This is a genomic window from Flavobacterium tegetincola DSM 22377 (assembly GCF_000425485.1).
Lineage (GTDB): Bacteria > Bacteroidota > Bacteroidia > Flavobacteriales > Flavobacteriaceae > Flavobacterium > Flavobacterium tegetincola.
Window position 1 is genome coordinate 1 of the sequence record NZ_AUDN01000008.1, and the last position, 11895, is coordinate 11895.

Here is an 11895-nt window from a genome sequence, read left to right on the forward strand (position 1 = left end):
AGAGGTCCACCGGCTTGGTATCTTGGCGTTAGCCAAAAGGCAAAGTCCCACCAAAATTAACTTGGAATGGGTAAGGGCACTGTGCTCAAAAGTGAAGGTAAACACTAAAAAATGACCCCCATTTTACTGCACAAAAAAAGAGGATCATCTAATCCTCTTGATATTCTTCAAAACGCTTTACGATAACTCCATAAGTGTTGACGGCATGTAATCGGTTCCGTTCAACACAGGTTTCATTGTTCGTTCTCCGAACGCAACGAAACCTTAGCTGTTGGCAGAAAGTTACTTTTTGTATTTTTTTAAGTCGTACACACTTAACAGTTTTCTATATTCAGTTGAAGTTGTTGGAGAATATTCTCTTAAAAAAGACTCGATTTCATCCAAATTAATATTTCCTTGAAATGTATTCCACATTACCGAATTCATTTTACTTGAGGCTGAAATATGTTCATCGTTTATAATATCTTCAACTGTAGTATGTTTTGTTTGACATTGAATAGACATCTGTTTCATACAAGTAAGAATATTACTTTCTTGCTGTTTTTTTAATTTTACTGCTAAATTTATTTCTGGATTAATTTTTTCAAATCCAAAAATTGGAAAATATTGAGCGCTTTGAATTTTATATTTATCTATCAAGTTTAAAATTTGAGAGTTAGATTCGTCAATAATTTTGAAATAATTGGAAAGTAGTTCAGGTGCTGTTTCATAATGATAACTAATAGTCTTGGTTGAACCAATTGCTAAAATTTTATCTCCATTTTTTAAAGTATCTAAATCTTCTGTTATACTTACTTTAATATCTCCACCACCATAAATTTCTTTTACTATATTTTGGACTTTTCTAATATCAAGTGCTGTTACAGGTAAGTTTAAATCTGAAACTGAATTATAAACGGACGAAAAATTATCTGTCTTAATTTTATTTATTCTTATCGTTAAACCATCTTCAAGTACAATATCGTGTTCAGTAATTATTTCATTATTAATTTCTTTTCCATATTCAACTAAAAGAAAATTATTTTTAATTTTTGTTGCTAACTCTGAATTAGGTTCAACATATGAAAATATTGTTTTTAGAATTTTCTTGATGTTATCATCTCCAACACTATATCCAAGAAAAATTATTGGATTGTGAATAAATAATGAAAGTAGTTGAGCTCTTATTAACTCAAATTTATCATCGAATATTAAATAATCTCTTTCGGTAATTATTATTTTATCTGGATTCTCAAAGCATCCGTGTATTTTATAAACTGAACCATATGGATTACTTAAAAGTATATTATTACCAATTAGTTTTGTGAACTCAAAAATATTTTCAATTAATCCATCATAATTAGTAGTTATAATTGAACCAACATTTTTTCTGATTTTTTTTAAATCTTTCAGTTCATCAGCCATATCTTCTTTAAATTCAAGTTTCGAAAATAATTCTGCAATATAAATTTTAAATCTACTCAAATTAATTGCTTTAGCCATATTTTTGTAGAAGATATCGTTAATGTGTTTGAATTTTCCGTTTCTTTCTTCTTGTAATACTAAATTAAATTTATCTTCAATTATTGTAGCAATTTTTAAATAATCAAATTTTCCATTTACGTGACATTGTGCTTTTACATCAAAATAATATTCTGAATTTTCAGTCAATTCAAAAGCAATTTTACTTAATAAATCATCCCAAGTAAACGAATTTTTCAAGTACCTTAAACTTATTCCTGTTCCAACAAACAGAATAGGATGATTTCTATATTGTGCAATAAACTCTTGAATTGTCATAGGTTTTTTAAAAATTTAAAGTTCTACTTTATTGTGATTTTTTGTAATGTATGCCAACCACTAAATAACCACATCTTCACATAACTTTTTCCAAGTCACACTTCCCAACGTACTATTCAATTAGTCATGCGTAATAATTTAACAAACATAACCATAATTATGCATTCTCAATTACGGTTTTCCGTAAATACCAAAAAATACTTCACGTACCCACAACCACAAACCTATAAACCCTCACTGGCACCACTCCGAAAAAATACAATCCAAAACCAAATCCCTCCCATTTACACCCCCAAACAATCCCTTAATAATTTAACAAACATTTAGCACTTACCCGCAAACAACATCTTAATTAATTCACTTATTTCGTTAGTATCAACCTTCAAACCAGTAAAATATGAAACCAGTACGAAATTACAAAGCCAAAGATGTGGAGATGCTCATTACAGCTGCAACCATTACAGAATCTGCCATTACACACCAAGAATTTCTACAATCCAAACGTGCTGCATGGAACGACACCTTTTTCCAAGATTTTGCCACCAAAATTGATACAGTCATCGAAGAATACCTGGGTAGAGATAACGCCAAAGCGTTAAGAAAAGCAACGCAAGAAGTACTCGCTATCCAAACGCCAGCTCTTGTGGATTTAGCCGAATTTAAGGTACAAGTTGATGCCGATTTCAACAGCGATCCACAACTCAAAAAAGAAATCCTTACCACCTTAGGCTATAATTCATTTTATACAGATGCTAAAAAAAAGGATCAAGAATCCACCATTAGTTTATTATACCAGTTTAAGAAAAACCTAACGACCGATTTAAGAGCAACCATAACCAATAAAGGAATCGATGCCGCACTTTTGGTTAAAATTACCAGTTATGCCGACCAACTCAAAAATAAAAATATTACCCAAGAAGGTAAAAAGTCAGCCAGAAAAGAACTAACCGAAGAAGCCATCAACAACTTTAACGCTATATATGAACAAGCATCTGCCATAGCAAAAATTGCAACTAAATTCTTTAAAGGAGACCCCACCGTACAAGAACAGTTTAGCTTTTCGAAAGTAAAGAACAAAATCAACAATAAATAATAAAATAGCTCGCCCACTCCCCTATTTATAACAATCTTAAAAGCAAAAACTTCTACTCAGAAGTTTTTTTTATGCCCCACCTCAACCGCTATAAAAAGTGCGAAAACTCATTTATGGTATGCGGAAGCTCATTTGTAGTGTGCGGAAACTCATTTATGGTATGCGGAAGCTCATTTGTGATCTGCGGAAACTCATTTGTGGTATGCGGAAGCTAATTTGTGGTGTGCGGAAACTCATTTGTGGTATGCGGAAGCTAATTTGTGATATGCGGAAGCTAATTTATGATCTGCGGAAACTCATTTATGGTGTGCGGAAGCTCATTTATGGTCTGCGGAAGCTCATTTGTGGTCTGCGGAAACTAATTTATGGTAGGCGGAAGCTCATTTGTGGTCTGCGGAAACTCATTTGTGGTGTGCGGAAGCTTATTTATCGTGCACGGAAGTTCATATGTGACAGGCAACATTTAATTTGTGAAATGCGGAACATCCCAATCATTCGTTCGTCACTAACGGTATTTTGTATGTACTCCGTTATGCGATTACTTTATAAACCAAACGCCACTACCCCAAAAATAAAAAGAGTGCGAAACAACTTCCGCACTCTTTTCTATAAATAGCAACTAATAGATCCATTGTCCAATTACGCCTCTATCGTTTTATCATCAACTGCCGCTTCTGGTGCATTTTTCATCACCGATTGTATACCGTTCTCACGTCCTGAAACGCTCTCATACATTTCGCTTCCGCCAATAATCTGACCATTTGTAGCTTTTAAATTAAAATAAGGCTTTCCGTTTTTAGCCTCCAATCGATCAAAACGCTTGTCCTCTTGCGAATTCTTCCGCACCGATTCCACGCCATTCATACACGCTGCTTTGGTAGTATATCCCTCACTAATCAAGATGCCTTGACCATTTCCCGCTTTAAGATTAAATTGGAATTCTCCATTTTTTCGCGTTGTAATTTCAAATTTTGCCATTGGTAATATCTGTTTTTGGTTATTAATTTCATAAAAATAAACAAAAAACGCAAAACCACAGTACTAATAATGTATAAATTTTAACCTTTTTTTCAGAATAATGTTTATTACATTAGGTGCTTGAAATTTGACCGGTACAACAGTCGGTCTGATTTTAATAAATCAATTTTCAATTCCAATTACAAACTGTATGAAAAACCTCTTCCAATTTCTCTTCATCCTTGCGGTAACTTCCGCAAGTGCCCAAGAAAATCTAACCTATCAAAAGCCGCCTAAGGAAATCCTAGACCTTGCCGACTTTGAACGCGCTCCATCCGTTTCCATGGATACCAAAAAGGAGTACATGTTACTTTCCTACCGCAACACCTACAAAACGCTGGACGATTTAAGCCAAGAAGAAATGCGTTTGGGCGGTTTAAGAATCAATCCAGTAACCAATATTTCAAGCACTACAACGTACATCAGCAACTTGAAAATCAGAAAAATAAAAGGTACCACTGAAATGCCCATCAACGGTTTGCCAGAAAACGCAAAGATTACCAACGTATCGTGGTCGCCAAACGAGAAAAAATTATCGTTTTCCAACACAACCAATTCCGGCGTTGAATTATGGGTAATTGATGTAGCATCCGCCCAAGCAAAACGTTTGACCGATGCTAAAGTCAACAGCAACATGGGAAATCCGTTCAGTTGGTTCAAAGACAACGAGCACATTTTAGTCCGAATGTTGCCCAACAACCGTCCGGCATTAATTGATGTCAAAAAAGATTTGCCCTTGGGACCAATAGTTTCCACAGCAGACGGATCGGTTTCTCAAAACAGAACCTACCAAGATTTATTAAAAAATAAAACAGACGAATCCAACTTTGAAACCCTAGTAACGTCAGAATTGTACAAAGTAGACTTGAATGGAAATGCAAAATTGTTTAAAGAAGCCAATTTGTATGCAGGAGAAACATTTTCGCCTGACGGAAATTATTTAATGGTTACCACAATTGAAAAACCATTTTCATACATCGTTCCATTGAGTCGTTTTCCAAATAAAACGACCATCTACGATGCCGATGGAAAAGCAGTAAAAGTAGTAAATGAGTCGCCTTTAAATGAAATCATGCCCAAAGGTTTTATGGCGGTCAAACAAGGAAAAAGAAGCATGAACTGGAGAGCAGACGCGCCAGCTACGTTATATTTTGTGGAAGCATTGGACGAAGGAAATCCTGCCAACACTGTTGCTTTTAGAGACCAAGTGTTTACATGGGAAGCTCCTTTTACTGCTGCACCAGCACCTTTTGTAAAGACAGTGCAACGTTACGGAGGAATTACTTGGGGAAATGCCACCACCGCACTTCTACTAGATTATTGGTACGACACTCGAAACGAAAAAACGTACATGATCGATCCATCGGCCTTAGATCAAGCGCCAAAATTAATCTGGGACCGAAATTCGCAAGATATTTATTCCGATCCAGGTAATTTTGAAACTGTAAAAAATGAATACGGCAGATACGTTTTGGCCATTGAAAACAACAAAGCATTCTTAATCGGAAAAGGATTTACAAAAGAAGGACAATTTCCTTTTATTGATAATTTCGACTTAAAAACCTTCAAGTCTACGCGTTTATACCAATCCAATTACAAGGATAAAGTAGAAAATATTTTCTCTATTGAAGACTTTAAAAAAGGAGAGGTTTTGGTTCAAATTCAATCTAAAACTGATTATCCCAACTATTACTTCAGAAACATCAAGAAGAAAAACAGCTTAACAGCAATTACTGCGTTTAAAAATCCGTTTGAAAGTATTAAAAACATTCATAAAGAAGTGATTAAATACCAGAGAAAAGACGGTGTAGCATTATCAGGAACCTTGTATTTGCCTGCCAATTACGACATGAAAAAGAAAGAGAAATTACCTTTATTGATCTGGGCGTATCCAGAAGAATTTAAAGATAAAAACAGTGCGGGACAAAGCAGTCAGAACTCTAATGAATTTACAATGCCTTACTACGGCTCATTTGTGTACTGGGTTACGAGAGGATATGCCGTTCTGGACGATGCGTCTTTCCCAATTATTGGCGAAGGAACTACGGAACCTAATGATACTTTTATCTCACAATTGGTCGACAATGCTGCTGCGGCAATTGATGCTGTGGACAAGTTAGGATACATCAATCCAAAGAAAGTTGCCGTTGGTGGACACTCTTATGGCGCTTTTATGACGGCAAATTTACTTACACATTCCAACTTATTTGCTTGTGGAATTGCCCGAAGTGGTGCTTATAACAGAACACTGACGCCTTTCGGTTTTCAAAGCGAACAACGTAACTATTGGGAAGTTCCTGAAGTGTACAACACGATGTCGCCTTTTATGAATGCTGGAAAAATGAAAACGCCAATGCTTTTGGTTCATGGTGAAGCAGACAATAATCCGGGAACGTTTACCTTACAAACCGAACGTTATTTTCAAGCATTAAAAGGTTTAGGTGCCCCAGTAAGAATGGTTATTTTACCAAAAGAAAGCCACGGTTATGCTGCAAAGGAAAACATCTTGCACCTGCTTTGGGAACAAGATCAGTTTTTAGAGAAGTACTTGAAAAACTAAAGAACGTTTTTCTACTAAAAAAGGTTGCTGGAATTGAGAAATTTCAGCAACCTTTTTTTATGTTTTGAATAGTTCTTAATTAAGCTAAAGATAAAATTATCAGAAGTTTGGCAAATCTTTAGAAGCTACAAAAGCCGATTCTATTTAAATAAATTTGTAACTTTGATTTAAATAAAATTACGATGGATCTATCTGTAGAAATAAAAATAATCCAAAAAGAATTAGAATCTGTTCACGATGCAGATGTACTAAATTCAATAAAATCCCTTTTAGCCACTGCCAAAAGAAAAAATGAAGATGCAATTTTCAAACCTTTTTCTATTGAAGAATACCACAACAGGGCTGAACAATCTGAAGAAGACATTAAAATGGGGCGTTTTATAAATATTGATGAGTTATAAATGAGAACGGTTGTAGTTACTCACTTTGCATTGAAGCAAATTGACTCCATATACAATTACTACTTGGAACGTGTTTCGAAGAAAATTGCCGAAAAAATAAAATTAGAATTACTTTATGCAATCAAAACTTTAAAAAATGCAGATGTCGAATGGCAGGAAGATGAACAGCTGAAATACCTCAACAAAAACCATAAACGTCTGATTTGTGGCAATTATAAAATTATACACTATTGCAGTCAAGTGGAAAATATCGTTTACGTTACAGATGTTTTTGATTCAAGACAAAATCCTATAAAAGTAAAAGGATAACGTTAGATAAAAACTTACCTACGAAACATTACAACCTCATCATCGATCGTTAAAAACACCTTCTGCCCGTCCTCAATCGGAAAGGGATTCTCAAAAAACAATACTTTTTTATCATACACTCCTTTTATCAAGAACGTATTTCCTTTATAATATGAATGCTTTGCGGTAACTTCCAAATTACTTTGCTCTGTCAAAAACAATTCGTGTGAATAGACTAAAATCGATTGATTTTCATCTGCATTTTCATCGAATAAATCCAGCGCCATCTCATTCACTTCGCCGTATAATGACGCTACATATTTACTTTCTGGTTTCAAATAAATTTTAGGTGATGCATCATGTGCTAAAATGCTCCCGTCTTTCATTACAATTGTTTCGTCTGAAAATGACAAGGCGTCAATGCTATCGTGTGTGGCAATGATGCACGTGATTCCTTTTGCTTTTAAGTAGGCAAATAAATTTCTGCGCAAAGCACCTTTTCTAAAACTATCGATATTACTAAAAGGTTCGTCAAGCAATAAAACCTCTGGTTCCAAAGCCAAAACCCGAGCTAATGCAACACGCTGCTGTTGTCCGCCACTTAAATATTTGGTTTTAATGTTTGCAAATTCAGTCATTTCCACCATTTCAAGTAATTCTTGAACACGCTGTTTTTTCTTTTCGGGATATATGTTGGACAAAAATTTACCCACATTTTCTGCTACAGTAATATACGGCATTAAGTCAAAGTCTTGCGCGAGGTATTTCATCGCGTCCACTCCGGGAACAAGATTGTATTTGGGACCTAAAACAGGCGTTCCATCCCAATGAATGGTACCTTCATTTAAATCATACAACCCGTAAATCAATTTTAGCAATGTGCTTTTTCCGCAGCCACTTTCTCCAATTACTGCTACATTTGAACCTTTTTCTATGGAAAAACTAACATCCGAAATGACTGTTTTTGTATCGTAAGCAAATGAACTGTTTTGAACTTGGAGCATTATTTAGCTTTTTTTTTTAGCGGTACAAAAATACGGATTTAAAAATAGTTTTTGATGCAGAAAAGTTGGTTTTTAAAAGATTTAGTGCATTCTTGAAATTACTTTTCTGCTGAAAAGAGTTGGTTTTTGTTAGTAACGGGATTGCGTGAGGGATGGAAGTGGAGCTCTTTATTGCTTTGGAAAAGCAATAAAAGCGGGAGCGTACAGCCCGACCCGACCTTTTTGGGAGGGGCACGCCCAAATAATAATGTATCTGAATAAAAAAGAGAGCGGCATCCATTACTGAACGCCGCTCTCAACCAATTAACCAATAAAAAAAAACTATGACTTCGTTATATATTGTTTGTACGTTGTAGTATGTACTTTTGATTTTAAATCGTGCAATAAATTATACAAACCGAAAAACGTACGGTTGATGTATAAAAAGTGTTTTGAACCTCTATTTCCGTTCATTTTTCGCAACTGCGTGTCTTTTGAAAATTCTTCTCCCATTGCGGCAATTTGACCAAAGAATGCGTCATCAGAAAAATCAAAGAAATCGCCGTGGAATGGTTTTGTAAACAAACTCAATAACTCATGGAACAAACCGGTGAAGTAGGTTACTTCCTCTGGCGTATCGTCTCTACGAAGAATTTCTAGTTCGTATAACTTTTCTTCAAATAAGGCTGGATTATCAATAACCGCTGGAACGGCCAACTCAAAATAAGGCACATAAAAATCCTCGGGAATGTGCTTGATACAGCCAAAATCAATGGCAATCAAATTTCCTTTAGTGTCAATCAAAAAATTTCCCGGGTGTGGATCGGCATGCACTTGTTTCAAACTGTGGATTTGAAACATATAGAAATCCCATAATGCTTGACCCAATTGGTTTCCCAAAGCTGCATCGGTATTGGTTGGTGCAAATTCTGACAAATGCTGTCCTTCCATCCAATCCATTGTGAGGATTTTCTCCGAAGACCATTCTGGATAATATACTGGGAATTTCAAGTTTGGAATTTCGCTACACGCTTGGGCAATATTCATACCTTGACGCAACTCTAACTTGTAATCCGTTTCTTCTAATAATTTATTTTCAACCTCTTGAAAATATTTTTCAGAATCTTTTCCTTGCAAATTAAACATCTTTACAGCAAACGGTTTTACTATTGATAAATCCGAACTAATGCTTTCTGCCACACCTGGATATTGGATTTTAACGGCTAAATTTTTACCGTCTTTTGAAGCGCGGTGTACTTGACCGATACTTGCTGCATTTACGGATTCTGCTGTAAAAGTGTCGAACAAAACTTCGGGCTCGTAACCCAAATACCGTTTAAAAGTTTTGCGGACCAAAGGTGCAGAAAGTGGCGGAACCGAAAATTGTGCTAATGAAAATTTTTCTACATACGCTTTAGGCATGATATTTTTGTCCATACTTAACATCTGGGCTACTTTGAGTGCGCTACCTTTCAGATTTTTAAGTCCATCATAAATATCTTCAGCGTTATTTTCATTGAGTTTGTCGCGATTTAAAGAAGGGTTTACGATTTTCTCACCGTAATAAGAAATATAGTTTCCACCGATTTTAAATCCTGTTTTTACCAGCTGACCCGCTCGCTCAATTTTTGTTGTAGGTATTTTATCTAAAGTCTTCATAAGATTTTTTTTTATTGGCAAAAATTACATTTTACGTTCGCTCCAAAGAAATTTACCTAAATCAATGATGTTTTCCAATGGTTTAGAATCTAATAAATCCACTACCGTATTCACCGATTTTTCTATGATGATGTCTGTACGTTCAAATCCTTTAGAATTATCGTCCATCCAATATTTAAGAATCAATAAGAATTGGATCCAAGCGCCTTCACTGTACGCTGGAGTTGTAAATTTAGACACTGTTTTATTAGCTGATTCCTCGGTTGCAACATGATTTTTAATGAATTCTTTGAAGGTCATTCTAAATTGCTTCAACTGCATTAAATTATTCATTCCTTTAGTATTGTCTTTCAACACATAGAGGACGTAACTTCTATTTAATGTTAGTACTTCAAACAATGTAAAATACAAAGTCAGCAATTTATTCTTTGGCGAATAGCTTCCAAATGAAGCATCATTATGCAATGTTGTAATAGTATTTTCTAGAAACTTATTCCAGATTTCCTGCTTTAGTCCGTCAAAGGAACCAAAAAAGCTATAGAAATCACTTTCTTCAATATTGTTATTCTTACAAAAAGCATAGATTGTTTTGGGTTCATGCTCGCCCATCAACACGTGCTCCATGTAAAGTGTGATAATATAGTTGTCGTCAATTACTGTAGGTTCAACCATTACGTCTGGAATTATTTTCGTTGTTGTTTTTTTTACCGTTGCCATTGTCTTGAATTTTAATTAATTGGTTGTGTAAATTTACTTTCAAATATTTCTGAAACATAAAAACATTTGTTAAATGTCTTTCAAAAATTTTGAAGCATAAAAAAAGCCGTTTCTCTCGAAACGGCTTTTCTACATCTGAAATCAGACCTTATTTCTGTGCTTCTTTTTCAGCATCTTGTTTCATTTTTTCATTTGCAGTAATTGCAAATTCTACACGACGGTTTTTACTTTTACCTTCTGCAGTTTCATTTGAAGCAATAGGATCAGCGATTCCCATCCCATTTACGGTAAAACGATCCGCTTTTATACCTTTTCCAGACAAATAATTCTTTACTGAAGTAGCTCTTTGTTCCGATAATTTCAAATTGAAATCAGCTGGACCTGAACTGTCTGTATAACCGTAAAGTACGATGTCTGTATCAGGATATTGGTTGAAAACCGTTACCAATTTATCTAAATTAGCTTGAGCAGCGGCAGTTAAACTCGATTTGTTTGTATCAAAACGTACTGCATTTTCGTTCAACGTCAATTTAATTCCTTCTCCTACTCTTTCTACTTCTGCACCAGGAATGGCACTGTCAATTTCACGGGCTTGTTTGTCCATTTTATTACCAATAACGCCACCGGCAACTCCACCAACAACTCCACCAAGTACAGCACCTAAAGCGCCATTACCACCTTTTCCAACGTTATTTCCCAAAACTCCACCTAAAACAGCACCTGCAACAGCTCCTATTCCAGCACCTTTTTGAGTATTATTACTGTTCTTAACGGCCTCACAACTTGTTAAAGATGTTCCTATTAACATTAATGCAGCAAGAGCTACAACTGATATTCTATTTTTCATAATATTTTTTTTTTAGTTTGATTTTGCAAATTGATACACTACTTCAGTCATTTTCCCACCCACACTGATTTTGTCAATCAATTGGAACGAGTTTTCAGTTTGATTTGCCATACCTAAAATATAACCATCTCTAACCTTTTTAGCTTTTTCGCCTGCGTCTAAAACTTTCAGTACAAATTGACCGTCTTTATTTACAAACCAAGAAATTGGAGAACTAAATGAAGTACAATCCGATTTTGTCAAAGCCATTGCTCCTTTGTTATTATTTGAAATAAAGTTCCAAGTACTTCCTTCAAAACATTGCGAGTCGGCAAGGTTAAAAGATTGCACTTTGATGTATTCTGAACCTGGGTAAGTAACTGAAGTAATTGTCCAGTCGCCTTTCATCATACGTTCGGTTTTATTGTCTACTGCGGTATTTGTAACCGATTTAGATTTACATGAAACGAAGAATATCGTAAGCATGCTTAACAAGAGTAATTTTCTCATAGTTTTAAATTTTATTTTCGTACAAATATACGAGAATTACTTCTCAAATGTTAAAATTTAAA

At 35.0% G+C, this 11895-nt stretch carries 11 protein-coding genes; 4 read left to right on the plus strand and 7 right to left on the minus strand.

The window, feature by feature from the left end:
* Positions 1 to 282 precede the first annotated feature (282 nt).
* Positions 283 to 1779 carry an SIR2 family protein gene (locus H602_RS0101525; RefSeq protein WP_026976427.1) on the minus strand — a complete coding sequence of 499 codons (1497 nt, stop codon included), beginning with the start codon at positions 1777 to 1779 and terminating at the stop codon, positions 283 to 285.
* A 397-nt stretch (positions 1780 to 2176) separates the two neighbouring features.
* Between H602_RS0101525 and H602_RS0101530 the strand changes: the two genes are divergently transcribed.
* Complete coding sequence (locus H602_RS0101530) at positions 2177 to 2872, plus strand: hypothetical protein (RefSeq protein ID WP_026976428.1); 696 nt, start codon at positions 2177 to 2179, stop codon at positions 2870 to 2872.
* 639 nt (positions 2873 to 3511) lie between these two features.
* Here H602_RS0101530 and H602_RS0101535 read toward each other — a convergent pair.
* The gene (locus H602_RS0101535) at positions 3512 to 3850 is read right to left on the minus strand and encodes a YegP family protein (protein WP_026976429.1); all 339 of its coding nucleotides are present in this window, start codon (positions 3848 to 3850) and stop codon (positions 3512 to 3514) included.
* Between the two features lie 190 nt (positions 3851 to 4040).
* On the opposite strand from H602_RS0101535, the gene H602_RS0101540 reads away from it, so the two are divergent.
* The 3 genes from H602_RS0101540 (at position 4041) to H602_RS0101550 (ending at position 7159) form a co-directional block, all read left to right on the plus strand.
* Complete coding sequence (locus H602_RS0101540) at positions 4041 to 6449, plus strand: S9 family peptidase (RefSeq protein ID WP_026976430.1); 2409 nt, start codon at positions 4041 to 4043, stop codon at positions 6447 to 6449.
* Between the two features lie 182 nt (positions 6450 to 6631).
* Positions 6632 to 6850, plus strand: coding sequence for a hypothetical protein (locus H602_RS0101545; RefSeq protein ID WP_026976431.1), 219 nt, complete (start codon positions 6632 to 6634; stop codon positions 6848 to 6850).
* Complete coding sequence (locus H602_RS0101550) at positions 6851 to 7159, plus strand: type II toxin-antitoxin system RelE/ParE family toxin (protein ID WP_026976432.1); 309 nt, start codon at positions 6851 to 6853, stop codon at positions 7157 to 7159.
* A gap of 14 nt (positions 7160 to 7173) precedes the next feature.
* On the opposite strand, the gene H602_RS0101555 is transcribed toward H602_RS0101550, so the two are convergent.
* From H602_RS0101555 to H602_RS0101575, 5 genes are all read right to left on the minus strand, one after another.
* The gene (locus H602_RS0101555) at positions 7174 to 8142 is read right to left on the minus strand and encodes an ABC transporter ATP-binding protein (protein ID WP_026976433.1); all 969 of its coding nucleotides are present in this window, start codon (positions 8140 to 8142) and stop codon (positions 7174 to 7176) included.
* A 321-nt stretch (positions 8143 to 8463) separates the two neighbouring features.
* A complete protein-coding gene (locus H602_RS0101560; protein ID WP_026976434.1) occupies positions 8464 to 9780 on the minus strand; it encodes an ABC1 kinase family protein in 1317 nt (438 codons plus the stop codon).
* 24 nt (positions 9781 to 9804) lie between these two features.
* Positions 9805 to 10497 (minus strand): TetR family transcriptional regulator C-terminal domain-containing protein, encoded by a 693-nt coding sequence (locus H602_RS0101565; protein ID WP_026976435.1) that lies wholly within the window; start codon positions 10495 to 10497, stop codon positions 9805 to 9807.
* A 148-nt stretch (positions 10498 to 10645) separates the two neighbouring features.
* The gene (locus H602_RS0101570; RefSeq protein WP_026976436.1) at positions 10646 to 11344 is read right to left on the minus strand and encodes a YiaD family glycine zipper/OmpA-like lipoprotein; all 699 of its coding nucleotides are present in this window, start codon (positions 11342 to 11344) and stop codon (positions 10646 to 10648) included.
* Positions 11345 to 11356: 12 nt separating this feature from the next.
* Positions 11357 to 11833, minus strand: coding sequence for a lipocalin family protein (locus tag H602_RS0101575; RefSeq protein WP_026976437.1), 477 nt, complete (start codon positions 11831 to 11833; stop codon positions 11357 to 11359).
* Positions 11834 to 11895 lie beyond the last annotated feature (62 nt).

Excerpts from the sequence above, each read along its gene's own strand:
- H602_RS0101545 (WP_026976431.1), top strand. The coding sequence starts at position 6,632 with ATGGATCTATCTGTAGAAATAAAAATAATCCAAAAAGAATTAGAATCT.
- H602_RS0101535 (WP_026976429.1), bottom strand. The coding sequence starts at position 3,850 with ATGGCAAAATTTGAAATTACAACGCGAAAAAATGGAGAATTCCAATTT.
- H602_RS0101575 (WP_026976437.1), bottom strand. The coding sequence starts at position 11,833 with ATGAGAAAATTACTCTTGTTAAGCATGCTTACGATATTCTTCGTTTCA.
- H602_RS0101525 (WP_026976427.1), bottom strand. The coding sequence starts at position 1,779 with ATGACAATTCAAGAGTTTATTGCACAATATAGAAATCATCCTATTCTG.
- H602_RS0101560 (WP_026976434.1), bottom strand. The coding sequence starts at position 9,780 with ATGAAGACTTTAGATAAAATACCTACAACAAAAATTGAGCGAGCGGGT.
- H602_RS0101540 (WP_026976430.1), top strand. The coding sequence starts at position 4,041 with ATGAAAAACCTCTTCCAATTTCTCTTCATCCTTGCGGTAACTTCCGCA.
- H602_RS0101555 (WP_026976433.1), bottom strand. The coding sequence starts at position 8,142 with ATGCTCCAAGTTCAAAACAGTTCATTTGCTTACGATACAAAAACAGTC.
- H602_RS0101550 (WP_026976432.1), top strand. The coding sequence starts at position 6,851 with ATGAGAACGGTTGTAGTTACTCACTTTGCATTGAAGCAAATTGACTCC.
- H602_RS0101565 (WP_026976435.1), bottom strand. The coding sequence starts at position 10,497 with ATGGCAACGGTAAAAAAAACAACAACGAAAATAATTCCAGACGTAATG.
- H602_RS0101570 (WP_026976436.1), bottom strand. The coding sequence starts at position 11,344 with ATGAAAAATAGAATATCAGTTGTAGCTCTTGCTGCATTAATGTTAATA.
- H602_RS0101530 (WP_026976428.1), top strand. The coding sequence starts at position 2,177 with ATGAAACCAGTACGAAATTACAAAGCCAAAGATGTGGAGATGCTCATT.